Raw genomic sequence first — 24,509 nt, 5'->3', positions numbered from 1 at the left:
CTGGTTTTTGCTCAGCAGGCTTTTGAGCTTCTGGCTTAGCTGTTGGTTGCTCAGTTACAACATTTTCAGTAGGTTGTTGACCAGGAATGAAGCAGTTTGGTTGGAAGTTTCCTTGTTGCCATTGTGCTAATGATTCAACTCCCATAGATTGTAAGAATGCTTGTAATTCTTGTTGGCTCATTTGCTTCATCATCATTTTTGAATGCTGAATATTTTGAACCTTTATGTTAGATGGTTGTACTGTTGCAGCTTGTGCATCTAGAGAAGATACTCCTAAAGTAAGAGCCGTTGCAGCAGCTACAGATAATAAAACACGCTTTTTCATGATGTGTGTCCCCCTATATAAAGTTTTAATTTGTTTTCACACGATTTGTTTTTGACAGCCTGTCTGACTGACAAATTCATCGTAGCATACAATTTGCAAGAAAAAAGATGGAAAAAAATTCATAGGCTTTAAAATTACCTAATTTATCCTAAGAGAAGAAGGGAGCAAAAATAAGAGAAATATAGAGTATAAAAGGAATTTATAGTGTTTTTATACTTGGTTTTAAGAGGGTGTTTTTGGATAAAGTTACCTAAATAGAAAATGAAGAATCCTATTGTATCAATGGTTTGAGCGATTTTTTGAGGAATATAATGGATTGATTTTTACAAAACTGTAATGTTTCTGTTGTTCTTTTTTATAATAAAGTAACATATTTTTAATGTTGTAGCAGACAAAAAGCGGCTATCTCTTTACATAGACGAAGGAGATAGCCGTTTTCCTATTATTACGTATGTTACGAGTTATTACGAGTTAGTTTCAATTGCTTCTAATAATAAATCCACAATGTGAATTCCTCTCATTTTATGAGAAAGCCCTTCTCGCTCAATGCCCAATTTCATTTGTAATAAACAACCTGGATTTGCAGTAACAATGGTTGCTGCGTCTGTTTCATGCACACGGTCCATTTTGTAATCTAGAAATTCCATTGATAACTCTGAATGAACAATATTGTAAATACCAGCAGAGCCACAGCAGCGGTCCGCATCTTTCATTTCTCGATATGTTGCACCTTGGATAGCCTCTAGTAACATACGAGGTTCAGAAGATGTGCGCATAACATTGCGTAAATGACAAGAGTCTTGATACGTAATAACCTGCGGCGTGAGTCGTAAGTCAGTTCGCTTATGGAAGTCTAGTTCTACTAGTATAGCAGTAATATCTTTAATCTTAGAAACAAACTGCTTAGCACGTTCAGCCCAATCCGGATCATCCTTTAAAAGATAATCATAGTCTACGAGGTAAGCTCCGCAACCTCCTGCATTCGTAATAATATAGTCGATGTTTAAATCTTCGAATGCTTTTATATTTCGCTTTGCTAATTCTTTTGCTCCACTCTTTTCACCAGCATGTCCATGCAATGCACCGCAGCAACTTTGTGTTTTCGGAATAACAATATCACAACCAGCTAATTGGAGAAGTTTCATCGTTGCGTTATTTGTTTCTAAAAACATCGTATCCATTAAGCAGCCTGTGAAGAATGCAACTTGTTTTTTCTTTGTACTTTCTGCAGGTAAAAATGAAGGACGATCTTTCATTGCTTTCATTTTAGGGACTTTTGGTAAAACGAGATCCATCGTTGCAAGTGTTTCAGGGAATAACTTCATAATACCTGTTTTATGTGTTAGCGTTTGTAAACCAGAACGTTGATAAAATCCGATTAGTCCGGTTAATGTTCGCATTCGATTTTGATGGGGGAATAATCCTTCAAAAACGACTTTTCGAACAGCTTTCACTGGCATTGAGAATTTTTTATTTTGATTAATAATATCTCGAGCTTCTTCTAATAAATGTCCATAATTTACACCAGATGGACAAACAGGCTCACAAGCACGGCAACCAAGACAAACGTTTAATGTATTTTCAACATCTTCATCTGGTTCGATTAAACCATCAACGACTGCTTTCATTAATGCGATACGTCCGCGCGGTGAATGTGACTCTTTATATCCGGATTGAATGTAGGTAGGACAAGTAGGTAAACAAAAACCGCATCGCATACAGTTTAGTAGCTCATCTTCACTTAATCGTTCTTTAAATTCTTTTTGAATATTTTCTTTATTTAATGTGGTCATCGCTCAACCACCACTCTTTTTCGAGTGTCTTTCGCGAACATTTTTCCAGGATTCATAATGTTATTTGGATCAAAAGCTTGCTTTATTCCTTGCATAGCTGCAATACCTTCTTTACCTAATTTCATTTCTAAATATGGAGCTTTCATCGCACCAACACCGTGTTCACCAGTAATTGTGCCACCAAGTTCAATTGCTTTTGCAAATATTTCAGCAAAAGCTTGTTCAGCTCGGTGCATTTCTTCTGCATTACGAGCATCTGTCATACAAGTTGGATGTAAGTTACCATCACCAGCGTGTCCAAACGTACAAATAGGAATATTATATTTTTTTGCAATGGCATTAATTGCTTCAACCATCGGAGCGATTTGTGAACGTGGTACAGTCGCATCTTCTAATATTGTAGTAGGTTTTAATCGTGCGAGCGCTGATAGAGCACTACGGCGAGCAGTACGAAGCGCATCTGCTTCTGTTTCATCTTTTGCAATGCGAACATCAACTGCATTCATAGAGCGGCAAACGTTAGCCATGTTTTCAATATCTCGATTGACTACTTCGGGCGGGCCGTCTTGTTCGATTAATAAAATTGCTTTTACATCTGTAGGTAAACCGATTTGCGCAAACTCTTCTACTACTTCAATTGTCGGTTGGTCTAAAAACTCCAGGGTTGCTGGAATGATTTTATTTGCAATAATAGAAGAAACAGCACGTGCAGCTTCATTAATATCTTCATATAATGCAAGCATTGTTTTCTTTGTTTCAGGTATAGGAACAAGTTTTAATATAGCTTCTGTTACCACACCAAGTGTTCCTTCAGAACCGATAAATAAACGAGTTAAATCGTAACCTGCTACATCTTTTGCTAATTTACCGCCAGTGCAAATAATATCACCATTTGGTAAGACAAGTTCAAGCCCCATTACATAATCACGTGTTACGCCATATTTCAAACCGCGTAATCCACCTGAGTTTTCATTAATATTGCCGCCGATTGTAGAAATTTTCATCGAGCTTGGATCTGGTGGATAAAATAAACCTTTTTCTTCTACCGCTTTAATAATATCAAGTGTAATGACACCAGCTTGTACAGTAATTGTTAAGTTTTCTTCATCAATTTCTAAAATATTGTTCATATGGCGGAAAATAAGGACGATACCGCCTTCAAGTGGACATGTACCTGCGCAAAGGTTTGTTCCAGACCCGCGCACATATACAGGAATTTTGTGAGTGTTACATATTTTTAACACTTCAGCTACTTCATTTGTATTACGAGGAGCAATGACTGCATCAGGCATTGCTTGGAAGTTTGGAGTGGCATCATAACTATAAGTTAAACGACCCATATTGGATGTATCTACATTATCTTCGCCAACAATAGATACGAATGAATGAATAATTTGCTTTTCTAACATTGGAAATCCCCCTCAAACTGTTAACGTTTTTAGTTATAATAAACAACGTGGTAACAGTGCTTTCATTATAATGATAAAAAAGTCGAGGGATTCTTTCTATGTGTAATCATCTGAAGATTAATCTGTTTTATCCTTCTTTTTTGTATGATTATCTAATAGGAGGAGTGCGAAGTATAAAACGTTTAAGTCTTTGAATTGCTTTGGATCAAGTCCTGTATGTTCTTCAATCTTTTTTAGCCTGTAATGTAATGTGTTAATGTGTATATGTAATTGTTTAGCCGTCTGTTTATAAGATTGGTTATAATCGATAAACAAGCGTAAAGTGTGCATAAGCTCAGGAAATGATAGTAAGTTCGCGATGGTACGCTCTAGAAATTGTTCGCGCGTTTCGGCAGAAATATCTTGTAAACACATTTCTAAACGTAAATCTTCATTAAATACAATTTTTTTCGTTTCCAATGATACAGAAAGAGCACGTAATGCTTGTTCGTAACATATGTTCATATTGTTTGGGGTAACTGTTTGTCCAATCCCAATATATAAAGGAATCGAAAATAAAGTTTCGCAGTCTTGTTTTAACCGTTTTAAAAATTGATAAGTTTGCTCTTTGGAGCTCATCGCTGTAAATAAAATAAAACGATCATTTCCCCAGCGAACAAATAGATGCTCTTTTGTTAAAATATTACGTACATGTTGCCATATTTTACGCTGGAGCATCGTGTCATTTTTGCCAATAGAAAACAAAATAAGTTGTTTCTTCTTATATAAATCAATGCCAAGTGTTTTGGCGCGATCGAGAAAACTCGGGGACCACTCTGTATTTTGAAGCCAATCAAAGACGAAAGCTTCATAGGAGCGGTGCTCAAGTTCTAGTTGCTCTAAAAAGTAGTTTTCATGAATTAATAATTCGGTCATCTTACGCAATATTTCTCCGTAGCGTGAAATATTTTCAGGTTCTCCTGTAATTCCAATGACACCAATTACTTCATCATGAAATAATAAAGGAAGATTCATCCCAGCCTTTACACCTTGCAATCGCCTTTCATCTTCTTTTGTAATTATGACGGTTTTCTTTTGTTTGGCGCAGCGGAGTGCACCTTCATGAAATTGACCAATTCTTTCTGTATCTGTACTTGCGATAATAACGCCTTCTATATTAATGATAATAATATTTTCTGTAATTAGTCTGCGTACTTCTCGTACAATTTTATTCGCTAAATCAGGAAATAGCATAATTGACACACCTCAAATTCTATTTGTTGTACATTATATATGTAAATGCAGTAAGAAAGGAAAATTTCACACTTTCCACACATTTATTTGTTATTTTACAATTATAACGAAATCATCCGAAGATGGAGGGAATCTTTTGAGAAAGTATGTTTTTCTTCTCTGTTTTTTATTTCTATTAGTAGGGTGTCAAGGAAGTTCATATACACCAATTGCTAAAGATAAAAATGTTATTATAACAACGAATATAAAAGAAGGCAGTATTAGTTTTATTGATAAAAAAGATAAAAAGTTAATCACGACATGGGAACTAAATGAGCCAATGGCCGGAATCACACTGCTTCCAAACGGTGAGGAAATACTTGTATACGGTAAGCAATTAGAATATATGTATGTATATTCACTAGCGGAAGGAAGGCAAGTAGGAAAATATAAAACTGGAAAGGGCATTGTAAATGTGGTCGTATCAGAAGATAAAAAACAATTATTTGCTGCCGATCAAAATGTTCAAAAGGTAAGGTTCTTTACGATAAATGGGAAAGAGACAGGAAATGTTTCAACAGGCAAAGGACCTATAACGATGGTAGAGTATCATAATCGGTTATCTGTATTAAACTTTTATGATACGAAACTAACGACAATTGATACGAAGAAAAAAGAGGTTGTTCAATCCTTTATGATTCCACCAGCATCAACAGGAGCAACGATTAGTCCTGATGGGAAAGAAATATGGATTGGCGGACATGGTGATGGAAATCAAGTAAATGAGAAAGTGTTAGTGTATTCTTTGCAGGATGGAGAAATGGTACGTTCTTTACATGCTCCATTTATGCCTGTGAATATAACGAAGGATAGTAAGTACGTATATGCATTAAGTCATGGGTCGAATACACTTAGAAAGTTTGATATTAGCACATATAAAGAAATAGCTTCTGTAGAAGTAGGGTCGAATCCATTTGCATTTTTGGAGAGCGGAGCAGAAGGATATGTAGCAAGTTATGATAGTGATGAAGTGTGCGTTATGGATATGAAGAATTTAAAAATAAAACAAACAATTAAAGTCGGAAAAGGACCGTTTCAACTCATAGAGAGGGAAGGGAAGGACAATGAATAAATATAGAGTGCTAGTTGTAGATGATGAAAGTGATATGAGGCAGCTTGTTGGAATGTATTTGGATAACTTCGGATATGAGTGGGGAGAAGCTGAAAATGGAAAAGAGGCTCTTAAAAAAATAGAAACGGATCATTATGATTTCGTTGTATTAGATATTATGATGCCAGAAATGGATGGCCTTTCAGTTTGTAAAGAAATTAGAAAAACGTCAGATGTGCCGATTATATTTTTAACCGCAAAAGGTGAAGAGTGGAATAGGGTGAACGGCTTACGTATGGGAGCAGATGATTATATTGTAAAACCGTTTAGTCCTGGTGAATTGGTTGCCCGTATGGAAGCTGTGTTAAGAAGATATACAAAGCAAGAACAGCAAGAAGAGATTCAATTCGGACCAATTCTTATCAATGAAAAAAGTAGACGAATCGAGGCGGATGGTGAGTCGATTTCTCTTACTGTAAAAGAGTTTGATTTACTATATTTTCTTTGCCAGCATACAGGACAAGTATTTAGCCGGGAGCAATTACTTGAAAAGGTATGGGGATATGATTATGCCGGAAGTACAAGAACAGTAGATACGCACGTGAAAACGATGCGCTTGAAGCTTGGAGAAAGTGGAAACTACATTCAAACTGTTTGGGGTGTAGGCTATAAATTCGAGGTGTAACGTATGTTTACGATGGTACAAAAACTTTGGCTTACAGTAGTATGTGCAGTATGTGTAACAGTGTCCTTTCTTTATTTCGTATCTTTATACTCGTATGAAAAACTATACGTTGATAATTTAAAAGGCTCATTAGTAATGGAAGGAAAAAATCTTGCTGCTCAATATGATAAGCACGAAGGAATATCAACTTTTGAAGAGAAAGTAAGGTCGTTTGATCAAATATCTAGTTCAGACGTTATTTTCGTGTCTAATCCGCGTGATTTAAGCGCATGTTTGCCTTTTGATGTGCATCATCATTCCCTTATAAGTGAAGGAGATAGGCAAACACTATTAGATGGGAAAACTGTGACAAAAATAGGATATGAAGAACATTTTGACCGTAATATTATGGGGGTTGTCATCCCTGTATTGGAAAATAAAAAATTAGTCGGAATTGTCTATTCGTATATTCCTTTAAAAAGTATAAAAGACTTAATTTATGATATGGGTCTTATTTTAGCACCATTAGCAATTGCTATGATTTTAATTACTATATGGGTTGGAAGAAAAATTATAATTGCAATTACGAAGCCACTTTCGCAAATGGAACGGGTTGCAAATCATTTGGCTACGGGAGATTTCTCGGAGCGGATTACAGTTTCTTCAGAGGATGAAATTGGACGATTAGGAAAAGCATTTAATAAAATGGCCAATTCATTAGAAACAGAAGATGTAAAGCGTAAGGAATTTTTAGCAAATGTTTCGCATGAACTTAGAACACCACTTAGTTATATAAAAGGGTATAGCGAGGCTATTTTAGATGGCGTTGCCAAGGGACCGCAGCAGGAAAAAGTAACGCAGCTAATTCATAAAGAAGCAGGTCGTATGCAGCGTCTCGTTCATGACTTGTTAGACTTAGCACAATTAGAAGGTGAGCACTTTCCGTTAAAGAAGCAACCTATCGTTTTTTCACAGCTGATTGAAGACGTATTAGATACGTATGAGATTAAGTTTATAGAAAAGGAAATTCATATTTCAACCAATTTAAATCCAGAGGTCATTGTCATGATTGATGAGGATCGTATGCAACAAGTGCTTCATAATGTGTTAGATAATGCGATACGGTATACAAACGAAAACGGAAATATCGTTATAACTTTAGAGCAAATCGATGATTACTGTGAATTGAAAATACAAGATACAGGAATTGGAATTGATATAGAGCATTTAGAAAATCTTGGAGAGCGCTTTTACCGAGTTGATAAAGCGAGAAGTCGTCAACATGGTGGAACAGGCTTAGGCCTTGCTATTGTGAGACAAATTGTCCATATACATGGTGGACAGTGGCGAATTGAAAGTGAAAAAGATAAAGGAACAACGGTTATTATTAAACTGAATGTACAGGATGAGGTGGGCATGTTCTAATTTTTAGGACATGTTCTTTATATTGAAGGGAATATTCCTCTCGCTATTTGCCGAGCAGTAAGATCCCCACCTCAAAATTCAGCGGAAGCAAAGAAGTTAGGTGGGGAATGAACAAGACCCCTACTGATTAAAGTTTCACTTTATACGTAAAAATATAAATTAATATGTAATAAATATCAAAAATTTGACTATTTTATGAACAAAACATTTGTACTTCTTATCAATTCGGTCTAAAATAGTTATGATGCAAAGTTCTTATAAATCGTTTCAATTGTTGTTTGGAAGATACTGAGGTGATTTAACTGGAGTACAAATCTATTAAACCGAAAAAAATTTACGAAGAAGTATCTGAAGCTATTTTAACAATGATTAAAAATGGTACGTTAAAACCTGGTGACAAACTACTCCCTGTGCATCAATTAGCTGAGCAGTTTCAAGTTGGCAGATCTGCTGTTCGTGAAGCGCTAAGTGCGCTAAGAGCGATGGGCTTAATTGAGATGAAACAAGGAGAAGGTACATATGTGAAGAACTTCGATTCTTCTTCATTAACGAAATCATTAAACAATAGATTATTAATGAAGAAAGAAGATATTTTGAATTTATTAGAAGTGCGAAAGGTGCTTGAAGTGGGGGCAGTTCGAGTAGCGGCGGCAAAACGTACGGAAGATAATTTACAAAATATGAAACATTGGTTAGATGAAATGGCAAAGAGCATTGGAGATGAAAAGGCTGGCGAAAAAGCCGATTTTCAATTCCATATGGGAATTGCAGAGTCTTCGCATAATAACATTTTGCTTGAACTCATGAATCATGTTTCAGAGATGATTGCTGAAACGATTGGTGAATCAAGACGCATTATTTTATATGGTGAACAAACGACATCAGAACGACTTATAGAAGAGCATCAAGTTATATATGATGCGGTGTTAAAACAAGATGTAGAATTAGCGCAGCAAGCAATGCTAGATCATTTAACAAATGTAGAACATATTGTCACAGGTAAAAACGATATAAATTCGTAATTTAATCTTTTAAAAATTTAATTTTCTGATAAAATAGAGAAAGATTAAGTAAGCGTTTTCTTTAGAAGAGGGAGAGGATAGGCCATGGTTGAGCCTATTTCTTCTCTACTCAGTCATCTGATGACCATATGTTTGTTGGTGAAGTTGTAAAAAGGGGGAGTAATAGTTATGAAAGTTACTTTATTTGTTACTTGTTTAGTCGATATGTTTGAAACAAATGTCGGCAAAGCAACAGTTGAAGTGTTGGAGCGTTTAGGTTGTGAAATTGAATTTCCAGAAGCACAAGTTTGTTGTGGCCAGCCTGCTTATAATAGTGGCCATGTAGAAGCAGCAAAAGAAGCGATGAAACATATGATTGAAACTTTCGAAGATGCAGAATATATTGTTACGCCATCTGGTTCGTGTGCGACAATGTTTCATGAGTATCCGCATGTTTTCAAAGATGATCCAAAGTGGGCTAAACGTGCACAAAAAGTTGCTGATAAAACTTATGAATTTACACAGTTTATTGTAGATGTTTTAAAAGTTACAGATGTTGGTGCAAGTTTACCAGGGATAGCTACTATTCATAAATCATGTCATATGACACGTATGCTCGGGATAAAAGAAGCACCAGGAATTTTATTATCAAATGTAAAAGGATTAACTGTGAGAGATTTGCCAAACGTGCAAAATTGTTGCGGGTTTGGGGGAACGTTTTCAGTTAAGATGACTCCAATTTCTGAGCAAATGGTAGACGAAAAAGTAGATAGTGTAATGGAAACAGGTGCAGATTATTTAATCGGTGCAGATTGTGGGTGTTTGTTAAACATTGGCGGACGTATTGAGCGTTTAGGAAAAGAAGTAAAAGTAATGCATATTGCTGAGGTACTGAATAGTCGCTCATGAAGGGGGAACATAAGCTATGTCTATGAAAATCAGTGAGAAAAAATTTAATGATCGCGTTGGTGATGGAATTCAAGATTCGTTTATGCGCGGAGCAGTTTCTTCTGCACAAACGCGTTTATATACGAATCGCTTAAAAGCCGCAGATGAATTAGGAAACTGGGAAGAGTGGCGAGAACTAGGTGAACAAATTCGTCAACATACATTAGAAAATCTTGATTATTATTTAATGCAGTTAAGTGAAAATGTATCAAAAAGAGGCGGACACGTGTACTTTGCGAAGACGAAAGAGGAAGCAGCAAAGTATATTCAAGACGTTGCCAAAAAGAAACAAGCGAAAAAAGTAGTAAAATCAAAGTCGATGGTAACAGAAGAAATCAGTATGAACCATGCGCTTGAAGAGATTGGCTGTGAAGTGTTAGAGAGTGACTTAGGAGAGTATATCTTGCAAGTAGATAACGATCCACCTTCACATATTATTGCACCTGCACTTCATAAAAATAGAACGCAAATTCGCGATGTATTTAAAGAAAAACTAGGATATGAAAATTCTGATGACCCGTATGAAATGACAAAGTTTGTTCGTAAACAACTTCGTGAGAAATTTATGGATGCAGAAATTGGTGTAACTGGTTGTAACTTTGCTGTTGCAAATACTGGCTCTCTTTGTTTAGTAACGAATGAAGGTAATGCAGATCTTGTTATGTCAATTCCGAAAACACAAATTGCGGTAATGGGTATGGAACGTATGGTTCCGACAATGGAAGAATTAGATGTTTTAGTTGGTTTACTATGTCGTAGTGCAGTAGGCCAAAAATTAACAAGTTATGTTACAGTAGCAGGACCAATTCAAGAAGAGGAAGTTGATGGACCTGAAGAATTCCATTTAGTTGTTGTTGATAATGGTCGCTCTCAAATTCTTGGATCTGAATTCCGTTCAGTATTACAATGTATTCGTTGCGCTGCTTGTGTTAACGTATGTCCTGTATATCGTCACGTTGGTGGACATTCATATGGATCGATTTACTCAGGGCCAATCGGTGCGGTATTAACACCGCTTCTAGGTGGATATGATGATTACAAAGAGCTTCCTTATGCATCTAGTTTATGCGGAGCATGTACAGAAGCTTGTCCAGTAAAAATTCCATTGCATGATTTATTATTAAAACATCGTCAAGTCATCGTTGAGCAAGAAGGTCGTGCACCACTTGCAGAAAAACTAGCGATGAAAATGTTTAGTATGGGTGCTTCTTCAGCTGCTTTATATAAAATGGGTTCAAAAATGGCACCAGCGGCAATGAGTCCATTTACATCTGGTAATCGTGTATCAAAAGGTGTTGGACCACTTAAAAACTGGACGGATATTCGTGAATTTCCAGCTCCAAGTAAAGAACGATTCCGTGATTGGTATAAAGATCATAAGAAAGGCGGGGATAAATAATGACAGGATTAATTCAAAACCGTGATGCCTTTCTAGATAACATTGCAAAAGAACTTGGACGCGCGCGTAAAACAGAAGGTGTAGAGCGTCCAGTATGGAAAAGTAATGTGAATATAGAAACGTTAAAAGATTATTCACAAGAAGAATTACTAGAAGTGTTTAAAAAGCAATGTACAAACATTCATACAACTGTAGTAGAAACGACAAATGACCGTTTAGGTGAAGACCTTCAAAAAGTAATCATGGAAAACGGCGGGGGACCTATTTTATTATCAGCAGATGAGCGTTTTGATGCATATGGTTTAACATCTTTATTTAAAGAAGAACTTCCAAAGCGAGACATTGAAGTAAACGTATGGGATCCAGAGAGAAAAGACGAAAATATGCGTTTAGCTGAAAAAGCGAATATTGGTATTGCATTTAGTGATTATACATTAGCTGAATCTGGTACAATTGTTGTACAAAGCCATAAAGGGCAAGGACGTTCTTTACACTTTTTACCGACTGTATATTTTGCTATTATTCCACGTGAAACACTTGTGCCTCGTATTACACAAGCGGTTCAGGATATGAACTCACGTGTAGAAAATGGGGAGACAGCGGCATCTTGTATTAACTTTATTACAGGGCCAAGTAACTCGGCTGATATTGAGATGAATCTTGTTGTCGGAGTACATGGACCATTAAAAGCAGTATATTTCATCGTATAAAAGAGGGGAAAGCAGGCCGGAAAATGGCCTGCTTTTTTAGTAGAATAAAGGATAATATGAAGTAGAAGTTCTCTCCTTTTTTTGCTATGTTTTTTGGGAAAGGAGAGGAAGGGATGTTCACTTATTTATATGCACTGTTAGCAGGGATGGTGTTTGGTTCTTTTTTTATGTTAGTTGCGATGAGGATTCCATTAGGTGCGTCTATCATTACCCCGCGTTCACATTGTTATTATTGCAAATATGTGCTAAGGCCAAAAGAATTAATCCCCATCATTTCATTTTATATACAAAGAGGCTGTTGTACGAATTGTAAGAGAAAAATTCCAATTATGTATGTAGTATTTGAATGTATAACAGGAAGTATATTTCTTCTTACCGTGTATATGATTGGAATAGAACGAGAGCTTATTATCATTTTATCCCTTTTTTCGCTACTTCTTATTATTTCAGTTACAGATTACTTATATATGTTAATTCCTGATTGTATTTTAATTTCGTTTGCCGTTTTACTCATTCTTGAAAGTGTTTTTGTACAATTAGTTACTTGGACAGATAGTATAGTTGGTAGTGGTGTTATATTCATTTTGTTATATTGCATGCAAAAGATATATCCAGAAGGGCTTGGCGGAGGCGATATAAAACTACTTTCGTTACTTGGGTTTATAGTAGGAGTGAAGGGAGTTTTTATCGTTTTATTTTTAGCGTCTTGTTTCAGTCTTTGTTTTTTCGGAATTGGTATCGTATTAAAACGTATAGAAGTAAGAAAGCCAATTCCATTTGGTCCTTTTATTAGTCTTGCGGCAATATGTTATGTATTGGCCGCGTATTCAAATTAGAGAGGGAATAGAAAATGAACGTATATATGGATGATCAAAGAAGTTGCCCGTTCGGGTATGTGCCCGCAACTACAGTAGAATGTGCCTTGCAAATGGTTCAGGATTATGATGTGAATATTCTTTCCCTTGATTTTAATATGGGGTGGGGAGCAAAAAATGGACTGGATTTTGTAGAAGCTTTTTGTACAGAGGGGTTATATGTAAATGAAATTCACCTTCATACGAATGATATCATCGGTATGCACAAGATGAAACAGAGAATGGATAAGGGAAAGGAAGAAGGAGAAATTAATCCTCACCTTGTTGTTAAATACGTGGGAAGCTAAAAACTCCAAAGTAAAACTTTGGAGTTTTTAATGTTTCATATGTGCTTGTAAAGGAATAATCTCTTCTTGTTGAGTTGCTGCGATTTCAGTTTCTTCCTGTTGAACTTCAGGTGTTTTCTTTGTTAAGTAGTGGTATACCATACCGACAAATACTGATCCGCCAATAATGTTACCGATTGTAACAGGAATTAAGTTATGAATAGCACCTGAAAAAGAAATTGTCTCAGGATGCGGTGAAACTAAAGATAAAGCAAAGAGTGACAAGTTTGCAATACTATGTTCGTAACCAGATAAGAAGAATGTGAAAACAAGTAGCATCATGACCATTATTTTTGCTGTGTCGCCTTTAACCTGAGATGGTAAGAAGCAAGCAAGACATACGAGCCAGTTACATAAAATGGCTTTAAAGAATAGCTGCATTGTAGGTGTGTTCATCTTTCCTTCAACGACTTTATTCATTAAGTGACCGTGATCAATTGCTTCAAAAATTCCAGTTGCGTAAAATAGTAAGGCAAAGAATAACGCGCCGGCTAAGTTACCTGCATAACAAGCAACCCAGTTACGAAGTGTATCAGAAATCGTTGTTTCTTTCCTTAAAGTTGCTACAGTAAAGTACATTGTGTTTCCAGTAAACAATTCAGCACCGCCATATATAATAAGTACGAGAGCAATCCCGAAAAACATAGAAGCAGCTAAATAAGTTGCTGGTGAATCTGCAATGTGAAAAAAGTTACCTAATTTAAAACATAGTACAATAATAAAACCGATATAAATACCCGCAAGTGCAGCACGAATGAAATATTGCATTGGGTTTGTATCTAGCATTTTCTTTTTGCTTTTAGCCAGTTTGACAACATAATCTAGTCCTTGTTCTAGCATGAGTAATACGCTCCTTTAGTAAATCTTCTATAAATACTCCTTATATGAATAAAGTACATGGAATTGTTCTCACTTTCAATAAGTTTGTGCAATGTTTCACAAAAAGGACATACATATGTTAAGAAAACGTTTACAAAAGATAGTATAATGGAATTTTTTCTGGACATTGAGAGGAAGAAAGGAAAAAGAAAAAGCGCTGTAATTACAGCGCTTTTTCGTCTAAATTCTTTTCTACTTTTACTTCTACTTCTTTTGAGAAGAACCAACCACCAACTGCGATTCCGACTAATACAATCCAGAATGTAAGCTTCCACGGAGTGGATTCTGGGAATGAATGTGGAATTACATTTAATGCAGGGTGTGCTAATGTATAAACTGCTAGCTTCACACCAACCCAACCTACAATTAAGAATGCTGCAGTTTCAAGTCCTGGTTTACGTTTTAAGATTTGTACGAAAGCAGTTGCTGCAAATCGCATAATGATTAATCCGATAAGTCCACCTACAAAGATAACAACGAATTGCCCAGTATCTAGACTACCAATTGTACCTAATCCTGTTTTTGGTAAAGTCATTGCTAGTGCAACCGCAGCTAAAATTGAATCAACTGCGAAGGCGATATCAGCAACTTCAACTTTAAATACAGTCCACCAAAAGTTCTCTTGTTTTTTCTTTGCTTCTTTTTCTTCTGTTTCTTCATCTGTATTCTTTTTAACATATGTTTTAAATAAGTGATTACCAGCGATAAACATAAGGTAGATGGCACCGATTGCTTGCACTTGCCATACATCGACTAAGAACGAAATCATAAATAACGATCCAAATCGGAAAACAAATGCCCCCGCTAATCCGTAAAATAGTGCTTTCTTTCGTTTTTCTTCTGGTAAATGTTTTACCATAATTGCAAGAACAAGAGCGTTATCAGCCGCTAAAATCCCTTCAAGTGCAATTAGGATGAGTAATACCCAACCATACTCCAATAATAATGATACATCCATGTACATTCTCCTCTCATCTCTATAAGTTCTAAATAAGTGAAGAATTTCCCCACTATTTAGTTTCCCCATACTCCTGCCTATTAACTTTGGAAGAATTTGGAAATGAATACAAAAAAGACCTCTGCCGTTAATAGGCAAAGGTCTTGCTAGACATATGTAATAAAAATGCCAACAAAGCCGGAAGAACTAAGTTCTACGTAATGACGACTTTGTTTCCAAGAAATATTCTTGGACGCTACTCCCCTTTGGAGATATGTTATTGTATTCTCATTATATGGATAATTTATACGGTTGTCAACCTGTTAAAATATCTTCATTAGGATATTTTATTTTCCGGTTCTTTTTACGAGCAAATGAAAAAGCCAATGTTAAAGGACCCATTTTCCCAAAAAACATCATAAAGATAATAATAGCTTTTCCGATTATAGTTAAGTGAGGTGTTAAGTTCATACTGAGGCCAACAGTCCCAAATGCTGAAAATACTTCGAAAGCACTCATCAATAGAGGAACTCGCTCAGTAATACTCAAAATTAAAATAGCAAAAAAGATAAATGAAATGGAAATAATAGTAATGGTTAATGATTTGACAATGAGAGTATCTTTAATGGATTTTTTAAATACGACAATATCCTCTTGTTCTTGTAAAAATTTAAATACGCCAAAAAATATGATTAAAAATGTTGTTAACTTAATCCCACCACCCGTTGAAGCACTACCAGCACCAATAAACATAAGGAGCATCATTAATAGGAGGGAAGGTTTTGACAATGTAGAAATATCAACAGTATTAAACCCGGCAGTTCGTGTTGAAATTGCTTGAAAATAAGAGGCCATTCCTTCTTCAAATGGGGTAAAACCTCTCATAGAAAGGGAGTTATGGAACTCGAATATAAAAATAAAAAGGGTAGCAATAATGTTGACGATTAGAGTAGAAGTGAGCATAAGTTTTGAATGTAGTGTAAGGTTTTTAAAGTTTTTCTTTCTTTTTATGTCTACAATTACTGTAAAACCAATTCCACCTAAAATGATGAGAGAGGAAATGACGAAATTGACAAGAATGCTATGAGAATGGGACATTAAATTATCGCTCCACACAGAAAAACCAGCATTGTTAAAGGCTGAGATTGAATGGAAAAAACTATAATAGATCCCTTTGGCAACCCCATATTTTGGTACCCATTCAAAAGAAAGAATTAAAGTAGCGATACATTCGACTGTAAAAGAGAATAAAAATAATGCTTTGGCAAGACGGATAACGCCGCCGATATTCGTTTGATTTAATGCTTGTTGCAATAAAATACGGTTTTGAAGACCGATTTTTCTTCCGAGCATAATGGCAATTAAGACCGCAAAGCTCATAATGCCAAGCCCGCCAACTTGTATAAGCGTTAAAATGACACATTGTCCAAATAAAGTAAACACTTTTCCAGTATCCACAACACCAAGCCCAGTAACAGTACAAGCGGAAACGGTTGTAAATAAGGCATCGAGCCATGAAATGGACGTTGTCGTAGCAATTGGCAGTTTTAATAAGCATGTGCCGACAACTGATAATACAATAAAAGATAAAGTAAGAACGCGGGGAGGGCTCATGCTAATATTAATCCGTTTCATGTCACATATTGCTCCTTTCGTTTTGCTTTGATTAGTATGTGAAAAAGCACTGTTATGTATGTTGAAAATAGAAAGAGGCAGATAATATCTGCCTCTAAGCCATATGTTATATTATTATCCACGTAATTGTTGTTGAGCTAAAGCAACAAGACGTTTTGTTACTTCACCGCCAACTGAACCGTTAGAACGAGATGCTGTATTAGAACCTAAGCTTACACCAAATTCTTGTGCAATTTCATATTTAAATTGTTCAAGCGCTTGTTCTGCACCTGGAACTAATAATTTGTTTGTTTTTACCATGTTGATACACATCCTTATGAGTAGTCCAGTTGAGCTAAGTTCTTATCTAAACTGGTAACGTTATTTTATGTGGAAACGACATACTCATACGCGGAAGTAATCGGTGCGATTAGAAGTTCTTGGATAGAAAAAAAGAGTAGCAAATTTGCTACTCTTTTTTCAGTATTGTCGCTGTACCTTCCACGACAATATCATCCGATTGATTATATATGTTTGTTTGCAACGTAATGATTTTTTTATCGTCACGCTTCTTAATAACCTCTGCCACAACGCGAAGTGTATCACCGATTTTGACAGGGGCACGGAATGAAACGTTTTGGGATAAATAAATCGTATTTTTGCCCGGGAGTTTCGTTCCAAGGATGGTAGAAATAAAACTCGAAACGAGCATACCGTGAGCAATACGTTCTTTAAACATTGTCGTTTTTGCAAAAGAATCTAAAATATGAATAGGATTCACATCTCCAGTCAATTTTGCAAAATTGATAACATCTTCATCTGTAATTGTTTTTGTAAGGGATGCTTGATCACCGACTTGAATCTCATCATAACGAAGCTCCGGAACAGTTTGTGCTTCTTGAAATGGATTCATTTTGTCCTCCTTCTTTTCCATATCGAAAAATGTTAGCCATCTTGATGTAGTAGGAGGAAGAAAGAGTTTTGTTTGTGCTGCAGTTAGCTCCCACATTTTTCTTACTTGATGGAAGTAAATAGATTTTTTGAGTTTTCCTCGAACTTTTTTGCGAGTTCCAACTGTTTTGACTTGAACTCTTCCAAAAAACCCTCTAACTGTTTTTGAGCCTCTTCACGTTGTAATTGTTGTTGCTCAATAAATTGTTTTGTTGTTTCTTCAAATTGACCGCTTGTTTGTGTAAGAATTGACAAAGATGTTTTTGTAGGAGAAACAGTAAGCTGCTGCATATGAGCAGAAAGTTCCTTCCACTTGTCTTGCCACTCGTTAATTTGATCATTTAAGGAGTTACCAGTTAATTGTTTCACGTAATCTGTATATTGGTTATTGAACTGAGCAGTGATTTGTTGTAGTTCTTTTTCTAGTTCATCTACTCCTGATGTTAATTTATGCAAAGCGTCTTGTTGTTGTTTTAATGTTTCTAAAGTAAGTTGCTCTAATTGTTTCCCAGCTGAAGAGAAAAGGGAAAGTGATTGAGACCAGTTTTTCCAAAATGCATCGACTAATTCGTATGGTTTAGTTTCCATTGTTTGACCCCCAAATGTTTTTTTGCATATTGTGAACGCAGATTACTCTGCTGTACCACCAGGTGAAGATGAAGAATCCTTTTCATCCTTTTCTGGAGAAGTAGAAAATGGAAAGAATGCATTGGTGTATAACGTGAAAAACGTTCGCAACATATTTTGATAATGTTCAAAAGAAGTCGCACATGTTGTTAAATATTGCTCTCCATATTCAGTTAAAGAATAAATTCTTTTTGCCGGCCCTCCATCGCTTGTATCCCAAGTAGAAGAAATAAGGTTTTCTTTTTCTAATTTGCGTAGTGTTCTATAAACATTACCTTGGTCAACAGAAGAAAAGCCGATATCCATTAGCATTTGAATAAGTTTGTAACCATGAAGACTCCAGTCTTTTAGACAGAGAAGTAAGAAGGGAACTAAGAAGTTTTTTGGCATGGAGTTTGGTTGTTTCGCTTGGTTGTTCTCCAAACTTTCGCGTTGTTCTGGTTCATTTTGTAGCATGATTGTGCATCACCTCATGAATCAGTTAGATGGAATTTTTTGCTTATAAGTGCAATTTACACCTATCTGTTTTTAAAGTCAACACATTTGTTAGAAAATAGAAAAAAATAAAATATAGACTTGAAGTTTTATTCAGAATATTAGAAAATAGTGAATAGGTTGAATTGTTTCAAAAACGAAAAAGGGAGTGTAGGTAAAGTGATTGATCAAAAATTCGATCCACTACAAGCATGGAAAAATGCTTATGAACAAACCGAAACATTTTGGGGAAAAGCGCTCAATGAAACAATTAAAACAGAAGAATATTCTGCTTGGATGGGCAGCGTTCTAGATTTGAATTTGTTTTATCAAAAAGCATTAAATGATACGACAAAAAACTATTTAGAACAAGTAAATGTGCCGACGAAAGAGGATATCGCAAGAGTGGCTACGCTTGTTATTAACTTAGAAAATAAAGTAGATAACATTGAGGAGTTTCTAGAGGAGAAAGTAGATTCTTTAGGACAAGCTCCTACATTAAAGCGTGATGTGACGAAAGTGAAACAAGATATTCGTACGCTTGAAACAAAAGTAGATCAAATTTTAGAATTGCTAGAAAAGCAAAATGCAGTACTAGCTAAACTACAAGTACCTGTAAAAGAAGAGATAAAGCCTGCGAATAAGCCGGAAAATAAAAAATGATAAAAGCGCTTGTTTATAACAGGTAAAAGAGAGAGGGAGAATCTCTTTTCACGTGTAAACAGCGAAACATAATTATATAGGGACTCTACAGTATGAGTGCCAAAATGATTCATAACAATCGTTCACAAATTCATTTAAGGGGGAAAAGAAATGGTTCAATTAAATGGCAAAGTAGCAATCGTAACAGGTGGAGCAAAAGGGATTGGAAAAGCAATTACAGTAGCATTAGCACAAGAGGGAGCGAAAGTAGTTATTAACTATAATAGCAGTAAAGAAGCAGCTGAAAACTTAGTAAATGAACTAGGAAAAGACGGACATGACGTTTATGCAGTGCAAGCGGATGTTTCTAAAGTAGAAGATGCAAACCGACTTGTAGAAGAAGCTGTGAATCATTTTGGTAAAGTTGATATTCTTGTTAATAATGCTGGTATTACAAGAGATCGTACATTCAAAAAGTTAAATCGTGAAGATTGGGAGCGCGTAATTGACGTGAATTTAAGTAGCGTATTTAATACGACAAGCGCGGTTCTTCCATACATAACGGAAGCGGAAGAAGGAAGAATTATTAGCATTTCTTCTATTATTGGTCAAGCAGGTGGATTTGGCCAAACAAACTATTCAGCAGCAAAAGCGGGTATGTTAGGATTTACAAAATCATTAGCGTTAGAACTTGCAAAAACAAATGTCACTGTAAATGCAATTTGCCCAGGGTTTATTGATACTGAAATGGTAGCAGAAGTACCAGAAGAAGTACGTCAAAAAATCGTTGCAAAAATCCCGAAAAAACGTTTTGGTCAAGCTGATGAAATTGCAAAAGGTGTAGTATACCTATGCCGTGACGGTGCGTATATCACAGGTCAGCAATTAAACATTAACGGCGGATTATATATGTAATGAAGTAAGAAAAAAGTGCATATCCATAGCAGGAATGCACTTCTTTTTTTAAGAAGGAAATCGACCAAAAAGGAGATAAAAAAATGACTACATTCGCAACAGAATGGGAAAAGCAATTAGAGCTATACCCAGAAGAGTACCGAAAAGCATACCGCCGAGTGAAAAGGGCGAGTGAGATTTTATTACGTGAACCAGAGCCGCAAGTAGGATTAACGCCGAAAGAGGTTATTTGGACGAAGAATAAGACGAAGCTTTATCGCTACATTCCAAAACAAGAAAAAACACAAAGAGTTCCAATCCTTTTAATATACGCTCTTATTAATAAACCATATATTATGGATTTAACTCCTGGAAATAGTTTAGTGGAATATCTAGTGGATCGTGGTTTTGATGTGTATATGCTTGATTGGGGCACATTTGGTTTAGAAGATAGTCATTTGAAATTTGATGATTTCGTGTTTGATTATATTGCAAAAGCAGTAAAAAAAGTAATGCGAACTGCAAAATCGGACGAGATTTCTTTACTTGGTTATTGCATGGGTGGAACGCTAACTTCTATTTATGCAGCACTTCATCCGCACATGCCAATTCGTAATTTAATTTTCATGACAAGTCCTTTTGATTTCTCTGAAACAGGATTGTATGGTCCTTTATTAGATGAGAAATACTTCAATTTAGATAAAGCGGTTGATACATTTGGAAATATTCCGCCAGAAATGATTGATTTCGGAAACAAAATGTTAAAACCAATTACAAACTTTGTCGGTCCATATGTTGCTTTAGTAGATCGTTCAGAGAATGAGCGCTTCGTCGAAAGCTGGAGATTGGTTCAAAAGTGGGTTGGTGATGGTATTCCGTTCCCAGGTGAATCATACAGACAGTGGATTCGTGATTTTTATCAAAATAATAAACTGGTTAAGGGTGAACTCGTTATTCGCGGACAAAAGGTAGACCTTGCAAATATTAAGGCGAATGTCTTAAATATTTCCGGGAAACGTGATCATATCGCTTTACCATGTCAAGTAGAAGCATTACTAGACCATATTTCTAGCACAGATAAACAATATGTATGTTTACCGACAGGGCATATGTCTATCGTTTACGGTGGAACAGCTGTAAAACAAACATATCCGACGATTGGAAATTGGCTTGAAGAGCGTTCTAATTAAAAATAAAAAATCCAACTAGCCTATGTTAGTTGGATTTTTTTATGGAAAATAACAAAACATAGAAAGGAGAAATTTATATTTTAGGAGTATAATTATGAAACTTATGACTGGTAAGTTGTTTTGGAATACAGGGGTTTCTGTACCTTGTTATCAACTGTTAGAAAATGATATGATATGTGATGTGCTTGTAGTCGGGAGCGGCGAAGCCGGTGCTCATATAGCGCATTCATTAGCGAAAATTGGCATGAGTGTTACACTTATTGAAAAAAGAGCAATTGCGTGTGGTAGCACAGCTGCTAATACAGGCTTACTACAATTTCTTCATGATAAATCGTTAACCTCTCTTACCCATACATTTGGTAAAGACAAAGGGGTACGAGCATATAAACTTTGTTATGAAGCGCTAAGAACAATGGAAGAGGCTATACCGACTCTTGATATTGATCCCCATTTTATTCCGCGAAATAGTTTATATTATGCAAGTAAAAGTGAGGATGTCTCATTTTTACAAGAGGAATATAATACGTTACAGAATTATGGATTTCCAGTTGAATATTTTACAGAAGCTGATATTAAGAAACGTTATTCTTTTGTAAAACAAGCAGCGTTATATACGCAAGGTGATGCTGAGGTGAATCCGTATTTATTAGCGCATAGTTTTTTGCATAAAGCAAACCAAATGGGAGCTAATATATATGAACATACAGAGGCAATACATATAAAAAAACGCCAAAATGATTTAATTTGTTACACGAAAACAGGAAATCAAATTGTAGCAAAGAATATTATTATGGCGACAGGTTATGAAGCGCTTTTTGGAAAAAAAGAAAAAAATACAACAGTAGAAACTTCTTATGCAATTGTAACAAATGAAATAGATCAGTTTGAAGGCTGGCATGAGCAATCGTTAATTTGGGAAACGGCACGGCCCTACTTATATTTTCGAACGTATCAAAACCGCATTATTGTAGGCGGATTAGATGAAGCGATGCAAATTCAAACAATCGGTGATACGAAATTATTGCATAAGCGTGATATCCTTATTAATATTGTAAAAGAGATGTTCCCGCAGTATAAAAATATACAGGCAGACTACTATTGGGCAGCAGCATTTGGTGGTACTCATGATGGTCTCCCCATTTTAAAAGAAGACGAAAAGATACATAATTTATTTTACGCATTGCCGTATGGGGGTAATGGAACTGTATATGGAATGGTCTTTGCCAAATTATTTGAACAGTTATTTACAAATAAAGAAAGGGAAGATTTTTCTTTATTTAATCGATAGAAAAAAGGTAGCGAAGTGATGGAATGAGAGATATAAAAAAGTTTTTACAAAAATTACGTCCAGTACAACTCATTGTTTTATTTTATTTATTAGCAGTAGTTGTATCGGTAATCTTGCTTAGTTTACCGTTTGTTACGAAACCTGGTGTGAAATGGACATTTATAGATGCCCTTTTTACATCGGTTAGTGCGGTAAGTGTTACGGGACTGTCTGTTATTACGATTTCAGATACGTTTACTACAGCAGGAATTATTGTTTTAGCCCTTATTTTACAATTAGGCGGCTTAGGAATTATGGCGCTTGGTACATTTGTTTGGATCATTACGGGGAAAAAGATTGGTTTGCAAAGAAGAAGATTAATTATGGCAGACCATAATCAAGGAAATTTATCGGGTCTTGTAGAATTGATGCGTTCTATTTTAATTGTAATTATTTCGATAGAACTTATTGGAGCAATCCTATTAGGTACAAGATTTTTACTTTACTTTCCGACTTGGCAAGAAGCTTATTTTCACGGTTTCTTTGCAGCAGTTAGTGCGACTACGAACGGCGGATTTGATTTAACAGGACAATCGTTAATTCCGTATAAAAAAGATTATATTGTTCAAATGATTCATATGCTACTAATTATTTTAGGAGCGATTGGTTTCCCTGTGCTAATGGAAGTGAAACAATTCCTTAGTAAAAGAGGACAACAATTATTTCGTTTTTCATTATTTACAAAATTGACGACAACAACATTTTTTGCACTCGTTGTTGTTGGTACAATTATGATTTTTTTACTGGAGAGAAATCACTTTTTAGTAGGAAAGTCATGGCATGAAACGGTATTTTATACATTATTCCAATCTGTGACGACGCGAAGTGGTGGACTTGCTACGATGGATATACGTGAATTGTCACAACCGACGCTTTTATTTATGAGTATATTAATGTTTATAGGGGCATCTCCAAGTTCGGTTGGGGGCGGAATACGTACAACAACATTTGCTGTTAGTATATTGTCACTATACACCTTTGCAAGAGGCGGTAGAACAGTTAGAGTCTTCAAACGTCAGCTACATGAAGAGGATGTACTAAAAGCATCTGTCGTTATGACGATGGGGATTTTGTTATGTGCTACTGCGCTATTCATTTTATCTATTACGGAAAATGTACCGCTTATGAGCTTAATTGTTGAAGTTTGTTCTGCTTTCGGAACGACGGGATTATCAACAGGTGTTACGCCTGATTTAACAACTGTTGGGAAACTTGTACTCATTGTGCTTATGTTCATCGGACGCGTTGGTATTTTAACATTTATTTTAGCTAGTGGTGGAAGGGAACAACCACCTCGCTATAAATACCCGAAAGAGCGGATTATTATTGGATAGTATGAAACCATTCTACCTACGTTAGGTAGAATGGTTTTTTAGTCGTTAATTCCAAATTGTGGATGCATAAAAGCTTCATTTTTATTATCTGATTCGTTTTTTAGCAACTCTTGATTTTCTTCTGAAATCCACCCAATATCATTTGTAGGATGGATCCACTCATCGCCAGCCATAATGGCAGGATCTACTTCATCACTCCAATTGTTAAGCGGACTGTTCTCGGAATTATATTTACTGTCTCCAATTACAACATCATATTGATTCACAAAAGGTTGTTGCATCGTTTTTCCTGTTCCTTTAAAAGATGGAAAATTCATTTGATGCGGGAGCGTTTCGTCTAAAATTGGTGATTGAATCTTTTCTTTTTTCTTCAAAATCATCGCTCCTTTTTATAATGATTTCTTCATACGTAGTATTTCCATCGAACGCCTCTTATGTACTT

General features: G+C 35.8%; 25 protein-coding genes, 1 pseudogene and 1 riboswitch. Of the genes and pseudogenes, 14 read left to right on the top strand and 12 right to left on the bottom strand.

Going from position 1 to position 24,509, the window contains the following annotated elements:
• The 4 genes and pseudogenes from MR170_RS17705 to MR170_RS17690 all read right to left on the bottom strand — a co-directional run.
• Positions 1–325, bottom strand: a pseudogene (locus MR170_RS17705) (CAP domain-containing protein); the annotation flags it as partial.
• 464 nt (positions 326–789) lie between these two features.
• Positions 790–2,118, bottom strand: a complete 1,329-nt coding sequence (locus MR170_RS17700) for a (Fe-S)-binding protein (protein ID WP_043936070.1) — start codon at positions 2,116–2,118, stop codon at positions 790–792.
• Positions 2,115–3,527 (bottom strand): glycolate oxidase subunit GlcD, encoded by a 1,413-nt coding sequence (glcD, locus tag MR170_RS17695; protein ID WP_242308795.1) that lies wholly within the window; start codon positions 3,525–3,527, stop codon positions 2,115–2,117. The genes MR170_RS17700 and glcD overlap by 4 nt, the downstream gene beginning before the upstream one ends.
• A 117-nt stretch (positions 3,528–3,644) precedes the next feature.
• Positions 3,645–4,760, bottom strand: coding sequence for a CdaR family transcriptional regulator (locus MR170_RS17690; protein WP_242308794.1), 1,116 nt, complete (start codon positions 4,758–4,760; stop codon positions 3,645–3,647).
• A gap of 136 nt (positions 4,761–4,896) precedes the next feature.
• Here MR170_RS17690 and MR170_RS17685 point away from each other — a divergent pair, with 136 nt between their 5' ends.
• The 9 genes from MR170_RS17685 (at position 4,897) to MR170_RS17645 (ending at position 13,159) form a co-directional block, all read left to right on the top strand.
• Positions 4,897–5,871, top strand: a complete 975-nt coding sequence (locus MR170_RS17685; protein WP_001234155.1) for a YncE family protein — start codon at positions 4,897–4,899, stop codon at positions 5,869–5,871.
• A complete protein-coding gene (locus MR170_RS17680) occupies positions 5,864–6,535 on the top strand; it encodes a response regulator transcription factor (protein WP_016082390.1) in 672 nt (223 codons plus the stop codon). The genes MR170_RS17685 and MR170_RS17680 overlap by 8 nt, the downstream gene beginning before the upstream one ends.
• 3 nt (positions 6,536–6,538) lie before the next feature.
• Complete coding sequence (locus MR170_RS17675; protein ID WP_016082389.1) at positions 6,539–7,939, top strand: sensor histidine kinase; 1,401 nt, start codon at positions 6,539–6,541, stop codon at positions 7,937–7,939.
• 332 nt (positions 7,940–8,271) lie between these two features.
• Positions 8,272–8,961 (top strand): FadR/GntR family transcriptional regulator, encoded by a 690-nt coding sequence (locus tag MR170_RS17670; RefSeq protein ID WP_254904515.1) that lies wholly within the window; start codon positions 8,272–8,274, stop codon positions 8,959–8,961.
• A gap of 168 nt (positions 8,962–9,129) precedes the next feature.
• Entirely contained in the window at positions 9,130–9,849 is a 720-nt protein-coding gene (locus MR170_RS17665; RefSeq protein WP_000869147.1) for a (Fe-S)-binding protein, read from the top strand.
• Between the two features lie 16 nt (positions 9,850–9,865).
• Positions 9,866–11,287, top strand: a complete 1,422-nt coding sequence (locus tag MR170_RS17660) for a LutB/LldF family L-lactate oxidation iron-sulfur protein (protein WP_000061930.1) — start codon at positions 9,866–9,868, stop codon at positions 11,285–11,287.
• The gene (locus MR170_RS17655) at positions 11,287–11,997 is read left to right on the top strand and encodes a LutC/YkgG family protein (protein WP_016082387.1); all 711 of its coding nucleotides are present in this window, start codon (positions 11,287–11,289) and stop codon (positions 11,995–11,997) included. Before MR170_RS17660 ends, MR170_RS17655 begins: the two co-directional genes overlap by 1 nt.
• A 113-nt stretch (positions 11,998–12,110) precedes the next feature.
• Positions 12,111–12,833 carry a prepilin peptidase gene (locus MR170_RS17650; protein WP_242308792.1) on the top strand — a complete coding sequence of 241 codons (723 nt, stop codon included), beginning with the start codon at positions 12,111–12,113 and terminating at the stop codon, positions 12,831–12,833.
• A 14-nt stretch (positions 12,834–12,847) separates the two neighbouring features.
• A complete protein-coding gene (locus MR170_RS17645; protein ID WP_048564835.1) occupies positions 12,848–13,159 on the top strand; it encodes a cyclic-phosphate processing receiver domain-containing protein in 312 nt (103 codons plus the stop codon).
• Between the two features lie 27 nt (positions 13,160–13,186).
• On the opposite strand, the gene MR170_RS17640 is transcribed toward MR170_RS17645, so the two are convergent.
• The 7 genes from MR170_RS17640 to phaQ form a co-directional block, all read right to left on the bottom strand.
• Positions 13,187–14,038, bottom strand: a complete 852-nt coding sequence (locus tag MR170_RS17640) for a formate/nitrite transporter family protein (RefSeq protein WP_016082385.1) — start codon at positions 14,036–14,038, stop codon at positions 13,187–13,189.
• Positions 14,039–14,240: 202 nt separating this feature from the next.
• Complete coding sequence (locus MR170_RS17635) at positions 14,241–15,035, bottom strand: TerC family protein (RefSeq protein WP_000383326.1); 795 nt, start codon at positions 15,033–15,035, stop codon at positions 14,241–14,243.
• Positions 15,036–15,125: 90 nt separating this feature from the next.
• Positions 15,126–15,291: riboswitch (yybP-ykoY riboswitch) on the bottom strand.
• Between the two features lie 38 nt (positions 15,292–15,329).
• Positions 15,330–16,649, bottom strand: a complete 1,320-nt coding sequence (locus MR170_RS17630) for a TrkH family potassium uptake protein (RefSeq protein ID WP_000822356.1) — start codon at positions 16,647–16,649, stop codon at positions 15,330–15,332.
• Positions 16,650–16,763: 114 nt separating this feature from the next.
• On the bottom strand, positions 16,764–16,949 hold the full coding sequence (locus MR170_RS17625) for an alpha/beta-type small acid-soluble spore protein (RefSeq protein WP_000241212.1): 186 nt from the start codon (positions 16,947–16,949) through the stop codon (positions 16,764–16,766).
• Positions 16,950–17,097: 148 nt separating this feature from the next.
• Complete coding sequence (locus MR170_RS17620; protein WP_001067916.1) at positions 17,098–17,541, bottom strand: MaoC family dehydratase; 444 nt, start codon at positions 17,539–17,541, stop codon at positions 17,098–17,100.
• A gap of 101 nt (positions 17,542–17,642) precedes the next feature.
• Positions 17,643–18,167 (bottom strand): polyhydroxyalkanoic acid inclusion protein PhaP, encoded by a 525-nt coding sequence (gene phaP, locus MR170_RS17615; RefSeq protein WP_000448592.1) that lies wholly within the window; start codon positions 18,165–18,167, stop codon positions 17,643–17,645.
• 42 nt (positions 18,168–18,209) lie between these two features.
• Positions 18,210–18,662: a poly-beta-hydroxybutyrate-responsive repressor gene (phaQ, locus tag MR170_RS17610; protein WP_000939954.1), complete on the bottom strand. Its 453-nt coding sequence runs from the start codon at positions 18,660–18,662 to the stop codon at positions 18,210–18,212.
• Positions 18,663–18,860: 198 nt separating this feature from the next.
• Here phaQ and phaR point away from each other — a divergent pair, with 198 nt between their 5' ends.
• The 5 genes from phaR (at position 18,861) to MR170_RS17585 (ending at position 24,067) form a co-directional block, all read left to right on the top strand.
• Entirely contained in the window at positions 18,861–19,343 is a 483-nt protein-coding gene (phaR, locus tag MR170_RS17605) for a polyhydroxyalkanoic acid synthase subunit PhaR (protein ID WP_000566941.1), read from the top strand.
• Between the two features lie 150 nt (positions 19,344–19,493).
• Complete coding sequence (locus tag MR170_RS17600; protein WP_000250407.1) at positions 19,494–20,237, top strand: acetoacetyl-CoA reductase; 744 nt, start codon at positions 19,494–19,496, stop codon at positions 20,235–20,237.
• Positions 20,238–20,320: 83 nt separating this feature from the next.
• Positions 20,321–21,406, top strand: coding sequence for a class III poly(R)-hydroxyalkanoic acid synthase subunit PhaC (phaC, locus tag MR170_RS17595; protein WP_000206336.1), 1,086 nt, complete (start codon positions 20,321–20,323; stop codon positions 21,404–21,406).
• A gap of 94 nt (positions 21,407–21,500) precedes the next feature.
• On the top strand, positions 21,501–22,694 hold the full coding sequence (locus MR170_RS17590) for an NAD(P)/FAD-dependent oxidoreductase (RefSeq protein WP_242308791.1): 1,194 nt from the start codon (positions 21,501–21,503) through the stop codon (positions 22,692–22,694).
• Between the two features lie 23 nt (positions 22,695–22,717).
• A complete protein-coding gene (locus MR170_RS17585) occupies positions 22,718–24,067 on the top strand; it encodes a TrkH family potassium uptake protein (protein ID WP_001204706.1) in 1,350 nt (449 codons plus the stop codon).
• 38 nt (positions 24,068–24,105) lie between these two features.
• On the opposite strand, the gene MR170_RS17580 is transcribed toward MR170_RS17585, so the two are convergent.
• Complete coding sequence (locus tag MR170_RS17580) at positions 24,106–24,441, bottom strand: DUF3905 domain-containing protein (protein WP_029441778.1); 336 nt, start codon at positions 24,439–24,441, stop codon at positions 24,106–24,108.
• Positions 24,442–24,509: the final 68 nt, after the last annotated feature.

The sequence above is a fragment of the Bacillus cereus group sp. BfR-BA-01524 genome (assembly GCF_022662595.1).
Classification (GTDB): Bacteria; Bacillota; Bacilli; order Bacillales; family Bacillaceae_G; genus Bacillus_A; species Bacillus_A thuringiensis_S.
The sequence above is the reverse complement of the archived record's forward strand: the minus strand, read 5'-3'. Positions and strand labels throughout refer to the sequence as shown.